This is a genomic window from Sulfitobacter sp. G21635-S1, from assembly GCF_027213915.1.
GTDB lineage: Bacteria > Pseudomonadota > Alphaproteobacteria > Rhodobacterales > Rhodobacteraceae > Sulfitobacter.
The window spans coordinates 91,803-112,734 of sequence record NZ_JAPWGV010000013.1 but is presented as its reverse complement, the minus strand read 5'-3'; the positions used below and the strand labels follow the sequence as shown (position 1 = coordinate 112,734).

21 protein-coding genes are annotated in these 20,932 nt (G+C 62.7%); 5 read left to right on the top strand and 16 right to left on the bottom strand.

Annotation, left to right across the window (positions count from 1 at the left end; genetic code table 11):
* The first annotated feature begins 284 nt into the window (after window positions 1–284).
* The 4 genes from O4H53_RS14130 (at window position 285) to O4H53_RS14115 (ending at window position 3,936) form a co-directional block, all read left to right on the top strand.
* Window positions 285–1,040 (top strand): IclR family transcriptional regulator, encoded by a 756-nt coding sequence (locus O4H53_RS14130; protein ID WP_269364652.1) that lies wholly within the window; start codon window positions 285–287, stop codon window positions 1,038–1,040.
* Window positions 1,041–1,154: 114 nt separating this feature from the next.
* Window positions 1,155–1,964 (top strand): CoA transferase subunit A, encoded by an 810-nt coding sequence (locus O4H53_RS14125; RefSeq protein WP_269364650.1) that lies wholly within the window; start codon window positions 1,155–1,157, stop codon window positions 1,962–1,964.
* On the top strand, window positions 1,961–2,743 hold the full coding sequence (locus O4H53_RS14120; protein WP_269364648.1) for a CoA-transferase: 783 nt from the start codon (window positions 1,961–1,963) through the stop codon (window positions 2,741–2,743). The genes O4H53_RS14125 and O4H53_RS14120 overlap by 4 nt, the downstream gene beginning before the upstream one ends.
* Window positions 2,740–3,936, top strand: a complete 1,197-nt coding sequence (locus O4H53_RS14115; protein ID WP_269364646.1) for a CaiB/BaiF CoA transferase family protein — start codon at window positions 2,740–2,742, stop codon at window positions 3,934–3,936. The genes O4H53_RS14120 and O4H53_RS14115 overlap by 4 nt, the downstream gene beginning before the upstream one ends.
* Before the next feature lie 9 nt (window positions 3,937–3,945).
* On the opposite strand, the gene O4H53_RS14110 is transcribed toward O4H53_RS14115, so the two are convergent.
* Genes O4H53_RS14110 through O4H53_RS14055 form a run of 12 tightly spaced genes read right to left on the bottom strand, consistent with a single transcriptional unit; the run spans window position 3,946 to window position 15,921 of the window.
* A complete protein-coding gene (locus tag O4H53_RS14110) occupies window positions 3,946–5,028 on the bottom strand; it encodes an alpha/beta hydrolase (RefSeq protein ID WP_269364645.1) in 1,083 nt (360 codons plus the stop codon).
* A gap of 20 nt (window positions 5,029–5,048) precedes the next feature.
* A complete protein-coding gene (locus O4H53_RS14105) occupies window positions 5,049–5,927 on the bottom strand; it encodes an intradiol ring-cleavage dioxygenase (RefSeq protein ID WP_269364643.1) in 879 nt (292 codons plus the stop codon).
* A gap of 14 nt (window positions 5,928–5,941) precedes the next feature.
* Window positions 5,942–7,699 carry an FAD-dependent oxidoreductase gene (locus O4H53_RS14100; RefSeq protein ID WP_269364641.1) on the bottom strand — a complete coding sequence of 586 codons (1,758 nt, stop codon included), beginning with the start codon at window positions 7,697–7,699 and terminating at the stop codon, window positions 5,942–5,944.
* The gene (locus tag O4H53_RS14095) at window positions 7,699–8,745 is read right to left on the bottom strand and encodes a branched-chain amino acid ABC transporter permease (protein WP_269364640.1); all 1,047 of its coding nucleotides are present in this window, start codon (window positions 8,743–8,745) and stop codon (window positions 7,699–7,701) included. Before O4H53_RS14095 ends, O4H53_RS14100 begins: the two co-directional genes overlap by 1 nt.
* On the bottom strand, window positions 8,746–9,609 hold the full coding sequence (locus tag O4H53_RS14090) for a branched-chain amino acid ABC transporter permease (RefSeq protein ID WP_269364638.1): 864 nt from the start codon (window positions 9,607–9,609) through the stop codon (window positions 8,746–8,748).
* Entirely contained in the window at window positions 9,606–10,316 is a 711-nt protein-coding gene (locus O4H53_RS14085) for an ABC transporter ATP-binding protein (RefSeq protein WP_269364637.1), read from the bottom strand. The genes O4H53_RS14090 and O4H53_RS14085 overlap by 4 nt, the downstream gene beginning before the upstream one ends.
* Window positions 10,313–11,044, bottom strand: coding sequence for an ABC transporter ATP-binding protein (locus tag O4H53_RS14080; protein WP_269364635.1), 732 nt, complete (start codon window positions 11,042–11,044; stop codon window positions 10,313–10,315). The genes O4H53_RS14085 and O4H53_RS14080 overlap by 4 nt, the downstream gene beginning before the upstream one ends.
* Before the next feature lies 1 nt (window position 11,045).
* Window positions 11,046–12,326 (bottom strand): ABC transporter substrate-binding protein, encoded by a 1,281-nt coding sequence (locus O4H53_RS14075; RefSeq protein ID WP_269364634.1) that lies wholly within the window; start codon window positions 12,324–12,326, stop codon window positions 11,046–11,048.
* Window positions 12,327–12,374: 48 nt separating this feature from the next.
* A complete protein-coding gene (locus O4H53_RS14070; protein ID WP_269364632.1) occupies window positions 12,375–13,448 on the bottom strand; it encodes a maleylacetate reductase in 1,074 nt (357 codons plus the stop codon).
* Window positions 13,445–14,083 carry an alpha/beta hydrolase gene (locus O4H53_RS14065; RefSeq protein ID WP_269364630.1) on the bottom strand — a complete coding sequence of 213 codons (639 nt, stop codon included), beginning with the start codon at window positions 14,081–14,083 and terminating at the stop codon, window positions 13,445–13,447. Before O4H53_RS14065 ends, O4H53_RS14070 begins: the two co-directional genes overlap by 4 nt.
* The gene (locus tag O4H53_RS14060; RefSeq protein WP_269364628.1) at window positions 14,083–15,039 is read right to left on the bottom strand and encodes a VOC family protein; all 957 of its coding nucleotides are present in this window, start codon (window positions 15,037–15,039) and stop codon (window positions 14,083–14,085) included. The genes O4H53_RS14065 and O4H53_RS14060 overlap by 1 nt, the downstream gene beginning before the upstream one ends.
* Before the next feature lie 18 nt (window positions 15,040–15,057).
* Window positions 15,058–15,921, bottom strand: coding sequence for a dioxygenase family protein (locus tag O4H53_RS14055; RefSeq protein WP_269364626.1), 864 nt, complete (start codon window positions 15,919–15,921; stop codon window positions 15,058–15,060).
* Window positions 15,922–16,002: 81 nt separating this feature from the next.
* Here O4H53_RS14055 and O4H53_RS14050 point away from each other — a divergent pair, with 81 nt between their 5' ends.
* Window positions 16,003–16,953, top strand: a complete 951-nt coding sequence (locus tag O4H53_RS14050) for a LysR family transcriptional regulator (protein ID WP_269364624.1) — start codon at window positions 16,003–16,005, stop codon at window positions 16,951–16,953.
* A gap of 45 nt (window positions 16,954–16,998) precedes the next feature.
* Here the strand turns inward: O4H53_RS14050 and O4H53_RS14045 are convergent, their stop codons facing one another.
* From O4H53_RS14045 to O4H53_RS14030, 4 genes are read right to left on the bottom strand one after another with little or no spacing between them, the layout of a single operon-like run.
* Window positions 16,999–18,033 carry an extracellular solute-binding protein gene (locus O4H53_RS14045; RefSeq protein ID WP_269364622.1) on the bottom strand — a complete coding sequence of 345 codons (1,035 nt, stop codon included), beginning with the start codon at window positions 18,031–18,033 and terminating at the stop codon, window positions 16,999–17,001.
* A gap of 45 nt (window positions 18,034–18,078) precedes the next feature.
* Window positions 18,079–18,882 carry an ABC transporter permease gene (locus O4H53_RS14040; protein ID WP_269364621.1) on the bottom strand — a complete coding sequence of 268 codons (804 nt, stop codon included), beginning with the start codon at window positions 18,880–18,882 and terminating at the stop codon, window positions 18,079–18,081.
* A complete protein-coding gene (locus O4H53_RS14035) occupies window positions 18,875–19,798 on the bottom strand; it encodes an ABC transporter permease (RefSeq protein WP_269364619.1) in 924 nt (307 codons plus the stop codon). The genes O4H53_RS14040 and O4H53_RS14035 overlap by 8 nt, the downstream gene beginning before the upstream one ends.
* On the bottom strand, window positions 19,788–20,864 hold the full coding sequence (locus O4H53_RS14030) for an ABC transporter ATP-binding protein (protein ID WP_269364618.1): 1,077 nt from the start codon (window positions 20,862–20,864) through the stop codon (window positions 19,788–19,790). The genes O4H53_RS14035 and O4H53_RS14030 overlap by 11 nt, the downstream gene beginning before the upstream one ends.
* Window positions 20,865–20,932: the final 68 nt, after the last annotated feature.

The window sequence follows — 20,932 nt, the reverse complement described above, 5'->3', positions numbered from 1 at the left end:
CGACCCTCGTCATTGAGCGTGATTGCCGGTGACGCAGACCGCGACAAACCTGAGCGCCTCCTATTCACTCAAGCCTTGTATGCAAAATGCAATACTCCAAACCGCTCTGTCAAACGAATTATATGGTTTAAAAACAACATGCTATGTCATAATCGCGCAGGTTGTATCAAATTAGAATACTCTGTTCCATATGGCAGAACACTTTCAACTGCCTCGGCGAACAATCGGGGCCGCCCCGGGCGAGGGTCATTGCGTTTTCCTGTCAGCCGATGGATGTTTCAGAAATGGACAAGGCATTCACAAAAGGCATTCGGTTGATCGAGGCGCTGGCAAACAGTGACCGCCCGCGTGGCGTCACGGATCTTGCCGTTGAACTGGAACTGACCAAGAGCAACGTTCACCGCCTGCTGGCGACGCTCCAGGCGAATGGTTTTGTCCAGCAGGTGCCGCATCAAAGCACATATGAGCTGACCATCAAGATCTGGGAGCTGGGATTGCGCGTGCTGCGCCGCGTGGATCTGGTCAGCGCCGCCCGCCCCGCCATGCAGCGACTGGCCGAGCTGACGCATGAAACCGTGCATCTCTCCATTCTGCAGGGTCAGGACGTGGTCTATATCGACAAGGTCGAAACCAACCATCATGTCCGCGCCCATACCCGCATCGGCGCACGCGCGCCCGCCTATACAATGGCCACGGGAAAGGCGATGCTTGCGCAGATGCCAGACGCCTATCTGGATGTGCTCGGCCCCGAACTGACCGCTTTCACAGCAACAACGCGGACCCGATTGAAAGATCTGCGCGCCGACCTGGACAAGATCAGGCGCCAGGGATACGCGATTGTGCCGCAGGGTGAATGGCGCGACGGCATCGCCGCCTGCGCCTGCGCGATTCTGGGTCCCAACGGCAGGCTGGCCGGTGCCATCGGCATCTCTGGCCCTGATGTCAGACTGAAAACGCGACACCTGCGCGAGTATTCGCAACATGTCGTTTCCGCAGCAAAAGACGCTTCCGCCAGCCTGGGATACTTCGGCGACAGCTGACCGCCTCCGGTCTGCATGCGCGACCAGATTGACACATCTGCGCCTTCTTGTAACTTTGGAACAGTGGTTCATAATATGGAACACACAGGTTTCTCATCACGAAGAGGTACACCCATGTCGACCGACGTGCACAGACTGGCCGCGCAAATCGCATCGGGAAGCACCGTTGCGGTTCCTGTAGATTATGCCGGCGTCTCCATGGCGATGACCCGCGCGCTGATCGAAATCGGCACATCGGACCTGACGCTGATCTGCGTGCCCACCGGTGGGATGCAGGCGGATATGCTGATCGGGGCCGGGCAGGTCCGCGCGGTCGAGACAAGCGCCGTGAGCCTCGGTGAAGCCGGGGGCGCGCCACGTTTCAATGCCGCCGTCAGGGAAGGCAGTATCGGCCTGCGCGATGCCACCTGCCCCGCGATACATGCGGGCCTTATGGCCGCCCAGAAGGGCGTTCCTTTCATGCCGATGCGCGGGCTGATCGGCAGCGACCTGCTGCGCAACCGGCCCGACTGGACCGTGATCGACAACCCGACATCCGAAACACCCGATCCCATCGTGCTGATCCCCGCGATCCACCCCGATACCGCGATCTTCCACGCCCCGATGGCCGACCGCGAAGGCAATGTCTGGATCGGCCGGCGTCGTGAACTCGCGTCAATGGCCTATGCCGCGCGCCAGACCCTGGTCACCGTCGAACGGATCGTGGACAAGCGCCTGCTTGATGACGAAACCCTGGCCGCCGGGACCCTGCCAGGGCTTTACGTCACCGATATCGCCATAGCTGAAAAAGGTGCCTGGCCCTATGGGTTGTGGGGCGAATACCCCACCGATCAGGAGGAGATCGCGCGCTACGCCAAAGCTGCGCGCAGCGATGACGGCTTTGCCGACTATATCGGCGCCAACAAGGCGGAGGTGATGGCATGAGCCACGACATGTCCCCCGCCACCCCGCGCGAGATCCTGATCTGCACAGTCGCGGGTCTGCTTGACGGATGCCGCTGCGTCGCCGTCGGCGCAGCCTCACCCGTACCCGCTGCCGGTGCCATGCTGGCGCGCGCCCTGCGCGATACCGCAGGCGAACCGCCGCTCAGGATCTCTGTTCTCGGGTCCGAGGCCCATAACTTCTTCACCAATGGCTCTGCCGAACTCTTTGATGCCGCAGGACAGGGCCGGATCGACGCGTTCTTTCTGGGCGGAGGCCAGATCGACCGGCACGGCAATATCAATCTGGTCGGAGTTGGCGATTACCCACGCAGCGCGCCGCGCTGGCCCGGCAGTTTCGGATCGGGCTATCTCTATTACGTGGTGCCCCGTGTGATCCTTTATCGCGAAGAACACAGCCCGCGCGTCTTCGTCGAAAAGGTCGACTTCATCTCGACCCCGGGCACCAGCGACCCCGGTGTCTATCGCCCCGGCGGACCCTATGCGCTTCTGACCGGCAAGGCGCTGTTCGACTTCGACAAGGACAAGCGCGGCTTCCGTCTGGCGTCGCTTCACCCCGACCATACGCTGGAAGAGGTGACAGCGGCGACGGGCTTTGCCTTCGACCACGACCCAGATCCGGCCACGACCCCCGGCCCCGACGCGGCAACGCTGCAGCTGCTGCGCAGCCGCGTGATGGACGAACTTTGCGAAACCTACCCTGCATTCGCCGCCGAACTGCGCGCGCGCATCCAGACCACCGACAGAAAGGCCACCGCGTGACCAAAGCTCAGACGTCCCCGTCCGGTGCCCTTGCCGGTCTTCGCGTGATTGATGCCAGCCGTGTGCTGGGCGGCCCATATGCCGGGCAGATCCTGGCCGACCACGGCGCGGATGTCATCAAGGTCGAACCGCCCTCGGGCGATGAAACGCGAGGCTGGGGCCCCCCCTTCAAGGACGACGCGGCAAGCTATTTCATCGGCGTCAACCGCAACAAGCGCGGCATGGCCATCGACCTGCGCCAGGAAGCCGGTCAGGCCTTGCTGGGCAAGCTGCTTGAGACCGCAGACGTCTTCATCGAAAACTTCAAGACCGGCACACTGGATCGTTGGGGCCTGTCGGAAGAGGAAATCGAACGCCGGTTTCCGCGCCTTGTCCATTGCCGCGTGTCCGGCTTCGGCGCGGACGGCCCGCTGGGCGGCATGCCGGGCTACGACGCCGCAATTCAGGCCTCTGCCGGGATCATGAGCGTCAACGGAGAGCTGGGTGGTCAGCCGCTGCGTGTGGGCCTGCCGGTCGTCGACATGACCACCGGGCTCAATGCCGTGATCGGCATCCTGATGGCCATCAACGAACGCCACAGCAGCGGCAAGGGCCAGTTCGTTGAAACAACGCTTTACGACTGCGGGTTCTCGTTGCTGCATCCACATCTGCCCAACCATTACCTGTCGGGCAAGGTGCCCGGACGTTCGGGCAACGCCCATCCCAACATCACGCCCTACGACACTTTCGCCACGGGAACGGATCCGATCTTCCTGGCTGTCGGGAACAACCGCCAGTTCGCCACGCTTTGCCAGATGATCGGGCGCGAAGCCCTGACCGGAGACGCCCGTTTTGCCGACAACAGCGCGCGCAACCAGAACCGCGATGCGCTGAAGGCTGAACTTGAGGCCGCCATGGCCAAACATGATTGCGCCCAGCTGGCGGATGATCTGCTCAAGGCCGGGGTGCCCTGCGGCATGGTGCGTTCGATTGATCAGGTAATCGCCGATCCACATACACGGCATCGCGAGATGGTGGTGGACATCGAGGATTATCGCGGCACCGGCAGTCCGATCAAACTGTCCCGCAGCCCCGCGCGCTACGACCGCAAGCCGCCTGCCTTTGCCCAACATGGTGCAGAGGTGATGGAAGAGCTGGGTCTGGACGCCGAGAGCTTTGGTGACGCGCTGATCAAACCCGACAAGACAGACTGAAGATCTCAGTCACGAAAGGCCGTTGTCGGTCAGCCAGCCCGCAATCAGGGCCGCGATCTCGCTGCTGTTGCGTTCAAGCATCATGGCATGGCCGTTGCCGTGAACCCCATGCTGCTCCAACCGCATATGCGCCACATCGGCCCCGGCCTGCGCCAGGAAATCGACCATGGCGTGATTGTCCATCGACATCCAGGAGGCCTCCGCCGTGACAACCACAATCGGAAAACCGCATAGGTTGGGCAGGCGGCGGATGGGTTCTGCCTGTAGGTGGCAGGGAACGGCGCCTTCGAAGGGGGCGGATCGCACCTCGGTCGCGATATCTTCGGGCCGCGCGGCGGGCGGATCAAACGTCATGGGCGCAGCAGTGATCCCCCAGGAAAGCCGCCCGCCGCCCCGTTCGGCAAAGGGCGGGCCCAGCGGCTCGACCGCGACAATCCCCGCCACAAGGTCCGGGCGCGCGTCCGCCATCAGCCAGCCGGTCGGCCCGCCTGCACTATGTGTCAGCAGGATCGCAGGCCCGATCAGGTCCAGCAGTTCCGCCCCGGCGGCCTGACAATCCCGGTGGCTTTGTTCCATATCGGCGGCCATGGGGCCCGCACCGGCGAAAAAGACATCGAATGCCGGATCCCCCAACTGCCCGCTGCCGGGCCATTTGTCATGCAGCGCAGCGGTTGCATATTGATCGGGATAGGCTTCGGGCCGCGTGAACAGTTTCTCGATCATGTCCGCGACCGGAGGCGGACCCATCTCGCCCTGCACCGCGGGATGATGCGGCGACCGTCCATGCCCTGGGCGGTCCACCACGTAAACGGCATAACCGCGCCGGACAAACCAGTGCATCCAGCCCTCGCTGCCGTCAGCCGTTCCGAGAAAATCGGTCCCCTGCCCGCCACCGCCGTGGATCATCACCAACGGCAGCGGATGGCGCAGGTCCGCCGGTATCCAGTATTCCACATACATCTGACCGCGCAGGGCCTTGCCCGCCGGCAGATCGACGGTCTGCGCCCCGGTCCAGAAGAACCCATGCGCCGCAAGCTGCAGGTCCTCGGTCGAGCGCGCATGAAGCTCAGCGGGCCGAAACGATAGGGTCATCACAGGTCCTTAAGCCGGGGTCAGGTGCGGGACAGGACGAAATCATGCACGACATCGAAATACGGCGTGTCGAATCCGGCTTCCGTGATCCGGTCAGGCGCCTCGATCAGCGCGAACTTGGCCATCAGGCTGTCCTTCACCCCAAAGACCGCATCGGTTTCGATATAGGGATCGTCCGGGTCAAAGATATGAGTGGTCAAGGTCTCGAACCCCTCGGCCTCGATGATGTAGTGCAGATGCGCCGGGCGATAGGGGTGGCGGCCAAGCGCTCCCAGCATCTTGCCGACGGGGCCGTCGTCCGGGATCGGGTAATACTTCGGCTTCACGCCCCGGAACCAGTACGCGCCCTTGTCATTTGTGCGGAACACGCCGCGCAGGTTGAAATCGGGCTGGATGCCCTTTTGCTGCACGTCATAGAAGCCTTCGTCGTTCGCCTGCCAGACGTCGATCCTGGCATTTGCAATCGGCGCGCCCTCAAGGTCCAGGATCCGGCCCCGCACCAGCATCGGCTCGCCCTTCTGATCCAGGCAGATGTTCGCGCCCAGTTCCCGCTCGGGCGCGCCATCCACGTGGAACGGCCCGAGCACCGTGGATTCCGATGCGCCCGATGGTTTGCGGTTGTTGATCGCATCGACCAGCATCGACACGCCAAGCACATCCGACAGCAGGATGAATTCCTGCCGCCACTCGTCGCACATATGACCAGTTTCGGTGAGGAACATGATCGCCTTCAGCCATTCATCCTGCGTCGGTTCGATCTCTTTCACCGCCTCATGCAGCTTGCGGATGATGACGTTCATGACCTGCGCCAGCCGTTCGTTCCCGGCCTCGGCATTGCGGCTTGTCACAACCTCGACCGAGCTCTCTTCGGTGAAATAGGCGTTGCTGTCCTTCGGCATCTGCTGCCTCCCTTTCAACGGTTCAGAATAGAAGTGAGCACCCGCCGCAGATCCTGCGCGGCATCGCCGCTCAGGGTCTCGCTGCGCCAGGCCACATGATGATCCGGACGGACCAGAACACAGCCATTGTCGCGGATTTCGCGGGCGCGGGCCCAGTCGCCCGTGTGGTCCTCGTAATCGCGGCGCGGCCCGATGACATGAACATCAAGCGGGAGCCCCAGTTCATCGGCGATCTGCCCTGCGGCCTCCGCCCAGTCTTCACCGCCGATCCCGGTCAGGAGGGTGAACCGTCCGTGTCCGCAAATGTCGAGGGTCGAGAGCTTGCGGCCGTCGCGGGCGAACAGCCAGACATGGGGCAACCGCGCACCGGGCCATGTGGTGGGCTGGTAGTGCAGCTCTGGATCGCGGGCGAATGCAGGCTCGGGCTGGCCATCCGTGACCACGGCGCTGGAGGCATACCGCTGGTTCATCTCAACGCCGTGACAATCGAATTCGTAGGATTTCAACTCAATGGCCTTGCGCAGGGCGGCACGCTGCGCTTCGGCGGCGTCGGAGGCATCGGCGCGGGCGGACATGTTCTGCTGAATCTTCTCCGGATCTACCCCGCCATCCATGCCGAGCGCCTCGAAAATCGGGCCGAATTCGCCAATCGACTTGTTGGCGCGGGTGACGATCTGGCGTGCAACCGGCGCGCGTTCTTCCGAATAGCTCTCAAGCAGCCCCGGCCCCGCCTGCCCCTTGAGGACCGCAGCCAGCTTCCAGGCCAGATTGAAACCATCCTGAATGGAGGTATTCGATCCCAGACCGTTCGAGGGCGGATGCCGGTGTGCGGCATCGCCCATGATAAAGACCCGGTCCTTCTGCATATGCGTGGCGAACATGTCGTTCACCGTCCAGACATTTGCGCTCAGCAGTTCGATCTCAAGCTCGGGATCGCCGACAAGCTGCCGCGCGACACCCTGCGCGAATTCGGGCGTCACATCGGGTGCGGGTTCGTTGATGTCATAGCCCCAGACAATCAGCCATTCGTTCCAGGGCCGGACCATGCGGACCAGTCCCATACCGATGCCGCCCACATCCGCACCCGGCTGCATCACCCAATAGAGAACCGAGGGGCGGTGCGCGACAAGGTGCGAAAGGTCGGCGCGGAACAGGATGTTCATCGACCCGCCGACACCCATCTTGCCTTCGAACGGCAGGCCCAGATGCTCGGCCACGGCGGAATTGCCGCCATCGGCACCGACCAGGTATTTCGATCTGATCCTGATCTCCCGCCCCGACAGCCGGTCGCGGCAGGTCGTGGTGACCCCGTCGGCATCCTGTTCATGCGATAGATACTCGGTGCTCATCCGCGTCTCGGAGCCACGGGAACAGGCGGTCTTGAACAGGATCGGCTCCATGAAGGTCTGGGGCAGGTCGTTCATCCGGCAGGGCGAGGACAGCAGATGCTCGGCCATGCTTTCGGGATGGGTGCCCCAGCTGCGCATCCGGCCCAGTTCCTCCCCGGCGAGGCTTTCGCAAAAGACATTGTTGCCCATCAGCTCTTGCGAAGTTGCGTGGAGATAGGCCTCTTCCTCGACGCTTTGGCCCAGATCGCGCAGCACCTCCATCGTGCGCTGGTTGGTGATATGTGCCCGCGGCGTATTGGCCAGCCAGCGGTAGCGGTTGATCATCATGTTCGAAATCCCGTAGCTCGACAGCAGCGCACCGGTAGCGCCGCCCGCAGGCCCGGTTCCGACAATCAGGACATCCGTCTTGTATTCGGTTTCCATCAGTCTTCCCTTTCTTTCAATTTCAAACGGCGTTGGATCGGGAACAGCGCGAAACCCGTCCGTCCGGAGATCAGCCCCCACAATCCACGAGGGGCAAACAACATGACAAGGATGCCCAGAAAGCCCAGCACCATCAGGTACCAGGTGCCGAGATCCGCAAGCAGTGACTGAAGCAGGAAAAAGATGATCACGCCGATGATCGGCCCCTCTATCGTTCCGATGCCGCCGATCACCACAATGAAGATCACATAGGCCGTCCAGTCGATCACCGAAAAGGCGCTGTCCGGTGACACCCTTCCGTTCTGCATGAAGATCAGCCCGCCGGCGATCCCCGCACCCACCGCCGAAATCACATAGACCGCCAGCTTGATCCGCCTTGCGTCCAACCCCACCGAGGCCGCCGCCTGGGGGTTATCGCGCATCGCCGCCAGCGCCAGCCCTGTCCTGCGCCGCATCAGCCAGTAGATGCCGCCGATGGTCGCCACGACGAGGCCAAGCGCCAGCCAATAGGACACGACGTCCATCGCCGCCGCCGCACGCAGGCCGGTCACCTCTTCGACCCACTCCGTGCCCCACATGTTCCGGCGTGCCTCGCGGGGGAGCGATGTGCCGGTGCCGCCTCCAACCGCTTTCCATTGCGCAAAGCTCAGCCGGGCAACTTCGGCCACCACCCATGTCCCGATGGCGAAATATGCGTCGTTCAGGCGAAAGACAAAAACGGCAGAGACAAGCGCAAGCACAAGCGCCGCCAGGGCCGAAACCGCCAGCCCCGCGACGGGATTGATCCCCCAAAGGATTGCGGCCGCGAAGACGCCATAGGCACCGGCCCCGACGAACATCTGCTGCCCGACGCTGACCAGGCCGCCGTAACCGGCAAGCAGGTTCCAGAACTGCGCCAGCGTCAGCATGGTAAAGACGAAAAACAGGTCCTGCATCAGGCTGCGCGATCCGAAGAAAGGCAGCGCGGCAAAGACGATGACAATCACCAGCACAACAAGCGCTACGACCCAGCTTGATCCGTGACCGGTTTGTACACGATACCGCATTCAGCGCCCCCCTGCCGGAAACAGGCCACGCGGACGCACCAGAAGGATGACCAGAAAGGCCAGATGGCCCGACAGGATCTGCCATTCGGGGTTGATCGCAGCGCCCATGGTCTGGGCGACGCCGATGACGATGCCGCCGATCAACGTCCCCCACAAACTTCCCATCCCGCCGATGATCACGGCCTCGAAAGCATAGATCAGCCGCGCCGGGCCGATGGTCGGATCGAAATTGGCCCGCATGCCCAGATAGAGCGCGGCAATGGCCGCCACGACCATGCCCAGACCTGTGGCAACGGCAAAGATATTGCCGGGCCGGATGCCCATCAGACTTGCCGTGTCGGGATCGTCGCTGGTGGCGCGGAAGGCCCGGCCAAGTGCGGTGCGGTAGAAGATCAGTTGCAGCGCCAGGGTCACGAGTATCGCGGTTGCAAAGGTCAGCGCCGGCATGACCCCGATGGTGACCGGCCCGACCGAGAAAGACGCGATCTCGAGCGATCCTGCCGGTATCCGGCGGCTGTCGGCGTTGAACCCCTCAAGCAGCGCATTCTGGATCACCACCGACAGGCCGAATGTGACCAGAAGCGGCGGCAGCACGTCCGCGCCGACGGTGCGGTTCAGGACCATCTGCTGCAACAACCACCCCACCCCGAACATCAGTGGGGCCGCCAGCAAAAGTGCGACGAACGGGCTGAGGTTGAGCGCCGTGACCAGCACGAGGATCAGGTAGGCCGCCATCACGATCAGATCGCCATGCGCCAGGTTCACCACCCGCATGATCCCGAAGACGAGGCTCAGCCCCGCCGCGAAAAGTGCGTAAAGGCCGCCCAGCAGGATGCCCTGAACCAATGTATCCACCCAGATCATGCCTGCACCCCGAAATAGGCATCATGCATGGCGGCGCGGCTGATCTCGCCCGGGCGGCCTTCCAGCGTGACGCGCCCCTCCATCAGGCAATAGACCCGGTCCGCGATGCCAAGCGCCTGTTCGATATTCTGTTCCACGATGATCAGGCTCGCGCCCCGTTCAAGGATCGAGGGCACCGCTGCATAGATGTCGCGGATCACCACAGGCGCGAGGCCAAGGCTGATCTCGTCGCACAACAGCACCTTGGGGTTCGACATCAGCGCCCGCCCGATGGCGACCATCTGCTGCTGCCCGCCCGACAGGGCAAGCGCAGGGTTGGCGCGTCTTTCTTTCAGGACCGGGAACAGGCCAAAGACCTCCTCCAGCGTCCAGGGACCGGCACGATCGCTGCGCCAGCCCCCGATCAGAAGGTTTTCCTCGACAGTGAGCGAGGGAAACAGCCTGCGCCCCTCGGGCACCAGCGTGATGCCTGCGCCATTCACGCGGTCTGCCGAAAGATGGCCGATGGGCGCGCCATTCAGGCGGATCATCCCGGGCGCCTGCCGCACCGACCCGGCGATTGACCGCATCAGCGTCGATTTTCCGGCACCATTCGCCCCGATGACGGCCAGGGTCTCACCCTCGGCCAGGGTCATGTCCACACCGTAAAGTGCCTGAAAATCGCCGTAGAAGGCGGTCAGGCCGGATGTTTCAAGAAGCGTGCTCATGCTTCGATCCCCAGATAGATTTCCTGAACCTCGCGGCTGGCCATGACCGTGTCGGGGGGGCCATCCTGAATGACACGCCCGAAATCCAGAACGATCAGCCGCTCAACCACCGAATTGAGCGCATGCAGCACATGTTCGATCCACACGATGGTGGTGCCGCCCGCATGCAGCTCCTTGATCGTTGCGACAAGCGAGGTGCATTCCGCCTCGGTCAACCCGCCCGCGATCTCGTCCAGCAGCAGAAGGTCCGGGCCCGTGGCCAGGGCCCGGGCCAGTTCAAGCCGCTTGCGTTGAAGCAGGTTCAAAGAGCCTGAAACCTGATTGGCGCGATCCAGCAGACCGGTCCGTTCCAAAATCGAAACGCAGTCTTCCGCCGCCTCGCTTTCGCTGATGCCGCGGCCCTGAGAGGCCGCGACAAGCAGGGTTTCGAACACTGTCAATTGCGAGAACGTCTGCGGAATCTGGAACGCGCGCCCCATGCCCATGCGGCAGCGCTGGGTCAGGCTGGTCCCGGTGACGTCCCGGCCGTTCAGCCTGATCTGTCCCTGATCCGGCGCAAGATTGCCCGCAATCAGGTTGAGCAGGGTCGATTTGCCTGCCCCGTTCGGCCCGATGATGCCCAGGGCCTGCCCTCGCGGCAGGTCAAGCGTGACCGCATCGGCCACCACGAGGGAGCCGAAACGTTTGGTCACACCCTCAAGCGACAAAAGGGGGCCCTTGTCCGCCATGTCAGCTCAGCGCTTCCATGCTGCCCTGCGTGGGAATGTCCGGCGCCGTCTGGTTGTCGACGACCAGAAGCTCGAAGCTGCCATCCTCCTGCCGCCGCCATTGCCCGCCAACCAGCGGGGTCTTGCAGACATTGGTCGCCGCAAAGGGCGGAAGGCCTTCGCCGTTGAAAGCGATCCGGCCCACGATGGTCTCAAGGTCCGTCGCGGCAATCGTCTCGGCGACACCGTCCGGATCGGTCGGATCATCCGCGCGTTCGATGACGTTCGCCGCCATTTCGAAAAGCGAATGGATATAGCCGATGGGCTGAGTCCAGGGCCGCCCCGTCGTCTCGGTAAAATTCGCCGCAAGTGCCTCGCAGCTCTGACCGGTCAGGGACGAGGTGAAGGGATGGTTCCTGGACCACCAGACCTCTGAGCTGAGGTTATGCCCCGACTCTCCCAATGTCTCGACCGATTGCGGGAACAGGATCGCCTTCGCCACCGTGATCGCCTTGGGGGAAAAACCCTGCTGCGCTGCCTGGTTGCGGAAGGTCGTGAAATCCGGCGGGATCACCACGCCGGTGACAATGTCGCAATTCGCCTGTTTGAATGCGTTGATCTGAGCCGAGAAATCGTCTGTCAGGTTCTGGTAGCGACCGGGATCGACCGTCTCGTAGCCATCCTGGGCAAAGCCGGGTGCGACGCCGTTCTGGGGGTCGCCCCAGGCGTTGCCGTCCGCATCGTTGGGGAACAGGCCCGCCACCTTCTTGTTGGTGTCCAGCTGATCCCACATGTTGGTGAAGACCGCGATGACATCTTCAAGCCCCCAGAAATAATGGAAGGCATAGTCGAAAGGCCGCCAGCTTGCCGGGTCTCCGGGATTGCCCTGCTGCCCGATGAACCAGGGCTGCCAGGGTGCCATGGTCGAAATGCAGGGGATGAATTCATTCTCGCATACCGTCGTCACCGGGTTCGTCGTTTCGGGCGTCGAGGCCACCAGCATGAGGTGCACGCCATCCTCGATGATAAGCTCCTGCGCCGCGTCTGCAGCGCGGTTCGGATTGGACTGGCTGTCCTTCACCACAACCTCGACGTCCATGCCCTTCTCCGCCGCCACGCGCTTGAACATCTCCAGCGCAAAGGTGTCGGATTCCGCAAAGCCGGCCAGCGGCCCCGATTGCGGCGAGACATAGCCGATCTTGATGCGGGTCCCCTGCGCCAGTGCGGGCATGGCAAGCCCGCCCGCGCTGACGGCAAAACCGGCCGCCGCGCCTGTCTTGAGCAGTTTTCTGCGATTGATCATTTTTCTTCCTCCCTAAGTGCCTGACATTTTCGCGTCAGGCGGTTCCGTTTACTCTCCCTCGGGCCGCGAACCCTCCCAGGCAGCCTGAAGCAGGTTTCTGATGTCGCGGCGGTCGAAGGGCCGCGGATTGGGGTAAGGCGCGCGGGTCGCAATCTCGGCGGCGCGGTCCAGATCAGCCTCGCTCAGCCCAAGGTCGCGCAACCGCAGCGGTGCCCCCGCCCCCTTCGCGAAATCCCACAGGCCACCGCCGACCGATCCGCCGAAAATTTCGGCGACCGGGGCCAGAAGCTCAGCTGTGGCGGCGGCATTGAACCCTGTCGTATGCGGCAAGAGGATCGCATGGGTTTCCGCATGTGGCATACCGAAGGACCCGCCGATGACATGCGCCAGCTTGTGATGCAGCGCCATCGACACATAGCCAAGCGCGGTGGAGCAAAGCCAGGCACCGTAGAGCACATCCGTTCGCGCCGCCCGGTTTTGCGGGTCCTCGGTGACCCTGTGCAGGCTGCGCTTGAAGACCCGCATCGCCTCCACCGCCATCTGGCTGAGGATCGGGTTCCGGTCTTCGGCATAGAGCGCCTCGATCCCGTGCGAGATCGCGTTGAGTGAGGAGGTCACAGTCATCCCGACCGGCAATGTCAGCGTGGTGTCGACATCGTAGACCACGGTTTCGGGCCTGATCGAAGCGTCGCGGCGGGTGGTCTTTTCGCCATCCACCGTCTCACCCAGAATGTCCGTCATCTCGGACCCCGCATAGGTGGTCGGGATCGCGACATGGTCCGCGCCGGTCCTTGTGGCAATTGCCTTGCCCAGCCCGATGGTCGATCCGCCGCCATAAGAGACGACGCAATCCGCGCCTGCCGTCTTGTAGGTCTCCATCGCCGCCTCGGTCACCTCGATCGGCGTATGCATGGTGGCCTCGGTGAACGTCCCGGCGGAGAGGCCGCCAAGTTCCCCGGCCAGCGTCCCCGCGGCCTCGGCCTGTGGCGGGGTGGACAGCACCAGCGCGCGGGACCGGCCAAGCGCCTCGATCTCCTCACCAACACGCGACAACGTACCCGAGCCGAAGACGACCCGCGTGCGTATGCCGGGGAAGGTGAAACCTTGCATCAGATCGCTCATGACGCCGCCTCCAGCGCCCTCTGTCCCGCAACCGCCGCTTCGAGCATCTCCGAAAGCGTCTCTATCTCGACATCGCTCACCTCATGGCCACGGCCGGGAAAGATATCCATCCGCAGCCGTGCGCCGCATTCCGATAGCTCGCCGACAAGTTTGCGATGCGCCCAGAGCGGGATCCAGGGATCGTCGTCGCCATTTGTGGTATAGACCGGCAGCCCGGCCAGATCCGCGCGGACAAGGTCATCCTGCACCGCGCCCACCCGGCAGGCCGTCAGCAGCGCCGCCGAGGTAACCTTGCCGCCCCGCATCAGCCATTCCGCGGCCATGCAGGCGCCCTGCGAAAAGCCGATGAGGACAAGCGGCAGGCCGTCCTGCCGCGCCGCGTCGATGCAATTGCCGATGGCATCCAGCGCCGCATCGAGTTGGCGTGTGGTGCCCTCTTCCAAAGGGTCAACGGCCTTGGCGTCGTACCAGGCCTCCCCCTCGGACTTGGGCAGGACATAGTGAACATCCGCCACCTCCAGCCGGGACAGGATCATGTCGATCATGTCCTGCTGGGTCTGCCCGCGTCCGTGCACGACGACACAAACGGCCCTGGCCGTCTGTGCCGTCGCACCTTGATGGAGCGTTTCTGCCATCACGCGAATTCCGCCTCTTCGAGGCCTTCCATCAGCTCTTCCTTCTTGCCCTCGAACCAGGGCGGGAAGACAAGCGTCTGACCGATGGCATCGGCAGGCTCATCACGCGCCCAGCCTTCGGGCACCGTCCAGGCAAGCTCGAACAAAGCGCCGCCGGGGCTGCGCACATAGCAGGATTTGAAGTACATCCGGTCCTTCTGCTCCGAGATGTCGGTAAAGCCGAGGCCCTCGATATGGGCGCGCAGCTTCATCTGGCTTTCCTCATCGCCGGTGTTCAGCGCCATGTGGTGGATGGTGCCGCCGGCAAGCGTCCAGGTGCCCTGTTTTTCGTTGGGCTCGTGCAGGACTTCGACCCGCTGGATGATGCCATTGTCGTCCGGCACCCGGAAAACGAGGCCCTCGTCGCTGTCCGCTTCCTTTTCGAGCGGCAGCGCAATGGTCATGAAATCGTCCATCGCGGTGCGGTCCGTCACGGCCACGGCCCCGCCGTAGATCCCCTTGATCCCGTGTTCCTTGCCGATGCCCTGATCGTCATTGGTGATCGGGCCGCGCGGATCGTCGGGGCTTTCGACCAGCTCATGCGGAATACCGCAGGGATGGGCAAACACCACCCGGTCCGCGCCGAAACGCGAAATCCTGGTGGCCTCGATGCCGCGCTCGTTCAGGCGGTTCACCCAGAAATCGGCGGCACCCATCGGGATGGACTGCATCACGATCTTGGCCTGGTTTGTCCCGCGTTTGCCGTAGACGCCCGGCTTCTTGAACGGAAAGGTGGTGATAATGGTCGAGGCATCGCCATTCTTCGACCCATAGTAGAGGTGATAGACCGGCAGCACCCCGTCAAAGAGCACCGTGCGCTTGACCGAATGCAGACCCAGGGTCTTGGTGTAGAAATCGAAATCCTCCTGAGCGCCATGTGTCGATAGCGTAAGGTGGTGATATCCGCTGATTTTCATTGTTTCCTCCTGATTGCTTCAGCTCTGAATGTCTTGGGACCGGTTCGAGGCCAGAACGAAGCGGAACTCCGTTCGCAGGCCGCCATCGCCGGTTTCGGTAAATTCGGCCAGCAGCTCGGGTCGCACGGCAAGGAGCGGGTCGTCCGCGATGCAGGGATCGGTGCGGTCGAAAATATGGGTGGTCAGCGTGCGGTGCCCGGGGGCGCTGATCCGGAAATGGATATGGGCGGGCCGGTCAAGACCAAGATCCAGCAGTTTCATCAGCGCGCCAACGGGCCCGTCATCGGGCACGCGGTAGCCTGCGGGCCGCACCGTGCGGATCGAGACCCGACCCGAGCCTGGCACCCGGTAGCGACCGCGCAGGTTGAATTCGGGCTGCGCGTCAGGGTCCTGGTTCTCATAGATCCCATCGCCATTCGCCTGCCAGACTTCGACCACCGCCCCTTCGATCGGACAGCCGTCGAGGTTCTGCACATGCGCCACAACCTCCAGCGGCACCCCGCGTCCGTCGAGCGAGATCGACTCGCCATCCTTTCGAAACGCCACATCCGGGCGATAGAACGGGCCGGTCAGTGTCGGCGGAGTAAGGCCTTCGGCCTTCGGGGCCAGTTGCGCCTCCACCTGGCTCGTGACACCCAGCACGTCGAACAGCAGAACCCATTCATGGCGCGTATCGTGACAGGCTTCGCCCACGTCCGTCAGAAACGCTATGATCTGCTGCAGTTCCATGCGTGTGGGCTGAAGTTTGGCAATGATGTCGCAGATGGCGTCGACCACAAGGCGCACGGCCTGCGCGGCCCGTGGGTCTTCGGCATTCTTCAGGCGTTGCGCAAAATCCTGCGCGACATACGAGCGCCCTGAAATCGACTCTGCGACCATCATTCAAACTCCTCCCGACTCAACGGTATTGTGAGAAATTTGCCTTGTGGATTATTATTTTCACTTCCATCATAACAAACTGGTATGAAGATCGAAGAACGCCATCTCGCTCAACTGGCCGCCGTGGTCGACCTTGGCAGTGTCACCCGCGCGGCCGAGATGCTTGGCGTCAGCCAGCCAGCCATCTCCCGCGTGTTGACCTCGCTTGAGAAGCGGCTTGGGGAACCTCTGTTCGAGCCGGGCCGCCGCCCGCTTCGACCCACGCTGCTCGGCGAAACCCTTGCGCTCCACGGCCGTCAGATCCTCGAAGCCTCGCGTCAGGCGACCGAGGCCCTGCGCAGCCTGCGCAGCGGCAGTTCAGGCACCGTGAAGGTCGGCGGGGTGCCCTTTTTCATGGATGCCTACATCAGCCGCATGATCGGCACGTTCCATGTTCAGGAACCCGGCATCCGGGTGGACCAATCCTATGGAAACCTGCCGGAGCTGCAGAAGCGCCTGTTGTCGCATCAGCTGGATTTCGCGATCTGCCCGCTCGGTGTGGTCGAGGCGGCGCCCGAGATGGAGTTCACCGAGATCCTGCCTGCCCGGAACGTCCTGGCCTGTCGCCGCGGACATCCGCTGCACCGGCGCGGCCGGATTTCGACACGGGACCTGGTAGACTTCCCCTGGGTCGCGCCGCTGCCCGGCTCCCCGCTTTTGGCGGATCTGCATGCGATCCTGCTGGCGGTCGGCATGAATGACATATCTGTGCGCTATTCCGGCGGATCGCTGATGTCCGTCTACAACTATCTCGAAGAGACCGACGCGCTGACCGTCCTGCCGCATTCGGTCGTCTTCGCGCATCGCAAGGCCCACGACATTTCAGTGCTGCCTGTCAAAATTCCGCAACCTGCCCGCAGTCTGGGCATTCTTCGCGCGAAGAACGCCCAGTGGACGCCCGCCGCGCAAAAGCTTTTCGAACATGTGACCCACGATTTCCGGCACCTCAGCACCATGATCGCGCGGCACGAAAACGCAATTGTCTGGGGCAATTGAGGGTGACGGGATCGGCACGTGCGTCGCGCCGATCCCGGGTGAAAATCACCGTGTCAGTTCGGTCCAGATCCGGGTGTAGAGGTCTTGCGCCTCGGGCGGGCAGAGGGTCTGCTCGATCGCGGCACCTTGCAGGGCCTCGGGTACATTGAGTTCGGGCGCATTGACCAGTTCGGGATCCATGAATTCTTCGGACCCCACAATGCCGTTGCTGTACATCGTGTAGTTCGAGATCATCGCGGCATTCTCTGGTGCCATGATGAAGTTCATGAACAGCTTGGCGTTCTCGACATTGGCGGCATCGGACGGGATGGCGACGTTGTCCATCCATTTCATATAGCCGCTTTCGGGCCAGCCATAAGCGAAGCCATCGTTCAGCCCCCGCACACGGGCAGCGGCACCGTTCCAGAAGATTGTGGCGTTGAGGTCCTCGTTGATGAACTTTTCGAAGGACGGATAATCGACCGAGGCCCAGTTTTCCTTGGCCTTGAGCAGCAGGTCGCGCGCCTTGCTGAGGCTGTCGCGGTCGGTGGTGCAGGTTTCCGCGCCGATGTAGCGCAATGTCATGTCGATCGTGTCGTTCATCGACGGCACCAGGTTGATGCTGCCCTTCAGCTCTTCCGGTGGGTCAAGGAAGATCGCGGCGGTGTTGATGTCGCCGTCATAGACCTTCTTGTTGACCATGACGCCGGTGGTGCCCCAGACCCAGGGCACCGTATACTTGCGGTCGGGGTCGGTGGGGATGGATTTCCACTGCTCCGCGATGTGTTTGAAGTTTTCCATCTCGGTCGGGTTGCTTTCCATCAGCAGCCCCTGATCGACGTAAGCCGGGATGAAGTAGCCGCTGACGATGATCACGTCCATGCCGTGACCGCCGGCCTGGATGCGGGCGATGGCCTCTTCATTGGCGACAAAATCGGTCAGCGTGACCTCGACGTCGTATTCTTGCGAGAATTTTTCCAGCAGGTCGGGCGGGGTGTAGAGCCCGAAGTTGTAGAGGTTCAGCTTGCCTTCGGCCGTGGCGGATTGCGCGCACAGTGCCAGTCCTGCGGCAAGTGCTGCGCTGGTGGGGGTGAGTTTCATGGAAAAGTCTCCGATGTTGGATTGGGGTTGGCGGTTTCTTGTTGATTATTCCTTGGTGCGGGTGACGACCCACGATGCGGCGACGATGGAGATGCTGGCAAAAAGCAGCAGCGCCGAGATCGCGTAGATTTCCGATGTCAGATTGCGGCGCAGTTCGCCCATCAGGTAGGTGGGCAGGGTTTCCTGACCCGGCGCCTTGACGAAGCTGCTGACCACGACGTTGTCGAGCGAGATCACGAAAGCCAGCATGAAACCGGCGAGAATGCCCGGCAGCAGCAGCGGCAGCGTGACCCGCCGGAAGGTGTAGAACCGGCTGGCATAGAGATCCATCGACGCGGTTTCCAGCGTCAGGTCCATGCCCGACAACCGCGCGCGGATCGGCAGAAAGGCAAAGGGGATGCAGAATGTCGTATGTGCCGCGATCATATAGCCGAGGCCCTGGTAACCTGTCGCCTGCTTGAGCTGCGCCAGCACGATCATGAGGGCGATGGCAAAGACGATTTCGGGCACCAGCAGGGGCTGATTGAGAATGACAAAGATGCTGCCCTGTCCCTTGACGGGTCGACCACGGGTCACCGCAAGCGCGGCCATGGTGGCAAGGGCGGTCGCAATGCTGGAGGCGGTGGCTGCCACGATCAGGGAATTGAGCGCAGCATTGCGGAAAGCTGCATTTTCCGTCGCCGCCGCGAACCAGCGCAGCGATGCGCCCTCCCACTGGCCCGCCGTGTCGCCGCCGTTGAAGGCGTTCACCACCAGGATCAGCACCGGAACATAGAGCGCCAGAAAGGTGACGCCTGCAATGAGCGCGGCTCCGGGAACATGGGTGACGTCAAAACGTTTCTCAGCCATTGGCCTGATCCCCTTTCGCGGCGCGGCGGGCGTACCAGATCAATGCGCCCAGCACGACAAGTGTGAGCGTGATCGACAGCGCAGCGCCCAGCGGCCAGTTGCGGCCCTGTCCGAATTGCAGATCAATCAGGTTGCCCCACATCATCGCGCGTCCTCCGCCCATCAGACGCGGCGTGACATAGGCGCCGAGCGCGGGAATGAAGACCAGTATCGACCCCGCAATGATGCCCGGCCACATCAGCGGCAGCACCACCCGGCGCAGGCAATAGAGCCGCGAGGCGTAAAGATCGTAAGCTGCCTCGGACAGGCGGAAGTCGAACTTCTCGATCGCGGCATAGACAGGCAGTACCATCAGCGGCAGGTAGACATAGGTCATCCCGACCAGCACGGCCCCGTTGGTGAACATCATCTGCAACGGTTCGTCGATGATGCCTGTGGCCAGCAAGATCCGGTTGAGCGTGCCGTCAGCGCGGATCACCTCCTGGATCGCGATGGTGCGGACAAGCAGGTTCGTCCAGAACGGCACCGTGATGAGGAACATCCAGAAGCCGCGCGAGGATTGCGGGCGTGTCGCGATGAACCATGCAGTGGGGATGCCAAAGACGAAGGTAAGCGCGGTAGTGGCCAGGGCCAGCGCGATGGACCGGCCCAGGATCGACAGATGCGCGGTTGCCGGGATCAGGCTGTCGTCAAAGAAGTCGCGTTCGAAAAACACCGCGCGCCATCCGTCGAGCGAGAATCCCGGCTCGACACCGGCGTACTGGCCCGCTTGCATGAAGGAATAGGCGACCATGACGGCCAGCGGCGCGATGGACAGCAGCGTGATCACCGTCAGCGCGGGCAGCGCAAGTGACCAGCGCCGCCGGGTCTCATTCCGGATCAGGGCGCTTTCGCTGGCGGAAGCGTCATGCGGCATCTGCGGTTTCCTCCGGCAGGACACGCAGCGCGTCGATGGGCAGGGAAACCGTCACGCTCTGGCCTTCGGTCAGGGGCGTTGCGGCGTGGGATGTGTTTGGTGCGCGCAGGCTGAGGGTACTGCCGTTTTGCAGGCGCAGGCTGACATGGGTATCGGTTCCGGAGAACACCAGTGCCTCGATGCGGCCATCGAGGGTGATGGCCTTTTCGGCAGTGGCTCCAACCACAACCTGTTCGGGGCGGATCATGATCGTGACCGGCCCCCCGCCCTTCGTATCGCGCGGCAGAGGCGCGGGCGGGCAACCTGCCAGGATCAGCTTGTCATCCACAATGGTGCCGGGCAGGAAATTTGCCTCTCCGATGAATTCGGCGACAAACCGGTTTGCAGGATGGTCATAGAGCGCGCGGGGGCTGGCCACCTGTTGCAGCGTCCCGCCTTCCATCACTGCGATGCGGTCCGACATGGTCAGCGCCTCGTCCTGGTCGTGGGTGACAAAGATGAAGGTCAGTCCCAACTCGCGTTGCAGGCGCTTGAGCTCGACCTGCATCTGCTTGCGCAGCTTGAGATCAAGCGCGGAAAGCGGTTCATCCAGCAGCAGGATGCGGGGCCGTGGGGCCAGTGCCCGCGCAAGCGCCACACGCTGTTGCTGACCGCCCGACATCTGGCTGCTCTTGCGGTCGCGCAGATGCGCCATCTGCACGATTTCGAGTATCTCATCCACCCGCGGGGCGATCTCAGCCGGATTGGTGCCCCGGGCCTCCAGCCCGAAGGCGACGTTCTGCGCCACGGTCATATGCGGAAACAGCGCATAGCTTTGAAACACGGTGTTCACGGGGCGGTGGTTCGGCGGGATCATCGCAATGTCCTTGCCGTCCAGCACCAGCTGCCCGCCACTGGGTTGCTCAAAACCAGCAATCAGCCGCAGCAGGGTTGTCTTGCCGCAGCCGGACGGGCCGAGAAGCGTGAAAAACTCTCCCTCCTCGATGGTGATGTCGATGGACTTCAGCGCGTGAAAGGCACGCGCGCCTGAGCCGAATTTCTTTGAAAGCGAACGTATGTCGAGCATGTGCAGCATCCTTGCGAATTGCCCGAAAGTTATTGACATAAATTTTTTAGTCAATAAAAATTTTTATG

Bases quoted from the DNA above. Each gene is read 5' to 3' on its own strand.
- O4H53_RS14130 (WP_269364652.1), top strand. From the start codon at position 285: ATGGACAAGGCATTCACAAAAGGCATTCGGTTGATCGAGGCGCTGGCA.
- O4H53_RS14125 (WP_269364650.1), top strand. From the start codon at position 1,155: ATGTCGACCGACGTGCACAGACTGGCCGCGCAAATCGCATCGGGAAGC.
- O4H53_RS14120 (WP_269364648.1), top strand. From the start codon at position 1,961: ATGAGCCACGACATGTCCCCCGCCACCCCGCGCGAGATCCTGATCTGC.
- O4H53_RS14110 (WP_269364645.1), bottom strand. From the start codon at position 5,028: ATGACCCTATCGTTTCGGCCCGCTGAGCTTCATGCGCGCTCGACCGAG.
- O4H53_RS14105 (WP_269364643.1), bottom strand. From the start codon at position 5,927: ATGCCGAAGGACAGCAACGCCTATTTCACCGAAGAGAGCTCGGTCGAG.
- O4H53_RS14100 (WP_269364641.1), bottom strand. From the start codon at position 7,699: ATGGAAACCGAATACAAGACGGATGTCCTGATTGTCGGAACCGGGCCT.
- O4H53_RS14095 (WP_269364640.1), bottom strand. From the start codon at position 8,745: ATGCGGTATCGTGTACAAACCGGTCACGGATCAAGCTGGGTCGTAGCG.
- O4H53_RS14090 (WP_269364638.1), bottom strand. From the start codon at position 9,609: ATGATCTGGGTGGATACATTGGTTCAGGGCATCCTGCTGGGCGGCCTT.
- O4H53_RS14085 (WP_269364637.1), bottom strand. From the start codon at position 10,316: ATGAGCACGCTTCTTGAAACATCCGGCCTGACCGCCTTCTACGGCGAT.
- O4H53_RS14080 (WP_269364635.1), bottom strand. From the start codon at position 11,044: ATGGCGGACAAGGGCCCCCTTTTGTCGCTTGAGGGTGTGACCAAACGT.
- O4H53_RS14075 (WP_269364634.1), bottom strand. From the start codon at position 12,326: ATGATCAATCGCAGAAAACTGCTCAAGACAGGCGCGGCGGCCGGTTTT.
- O4H53_RS14070 (WP_269364632.1), bottom strand. From the start codon at position 13,448: ATGAGCGATCTGATGCAAGGTTTCACCTTCCCCGGCATACGCACGCGG.
- O4H53_RS14065 (WP_269364630.1), bottom strand. From the start codon at position 14,083: ATGGCAGAAACGCTCCATCAAGGTGCGACGGCACAGACGGCCAGGGCC.
- O4H53_RS14060 (WP_269364628.1), bottom strand. From the start codon at position 15,039: ATGAAAATCAGCGGATATCACCACCTTACGCTATCGACACATGGCGCT.
- O4H53_RS14055 (WP_269364626.1), bottom strand. From the start codon at position 15,921: ATGATGGTCGCAGAGTCGATTTCAGGGCGCTCGTATGTCGCGCAGGAT.
- O4H53_RS14050 (WP_269364624.1), top strand. From the start codon at position 16,003: ATGAAGATCGAAGAACGCCATCTCGCTCAACTGGCCGCCGTGGTCGAC.
- O4H53_RS14045 (WP_269364622.1), bottom strand. From the start codon at position 18,033: ATGAAACTCACCCCCACCAGCGCAGCACTTGCCGCAGGACTGGCACTG.
- O4H53_RS14040 (WP_269364621.1), bottom strand. From the start codon at position 18,882: ATGGCTGAGAAACGTTTTGACGTCACCCATGTTCCCGGAGCCGCGCTC.
- O4H53_RS14035 (WP_269364619.1), bottom strand. From the start codon at position 19,798: ATGCCGCATGACGCTTCCGCCAGCGAAAGCGCCCTGATCCGGAATGAG.
- O4H53_RS14030 (WP_269364618.1), bottom strand. From the start codon at position 20,864: ATGCTCGACATACGTTCGCTTTCAAAGAAATTCGGCTCAGGCGCGCGT.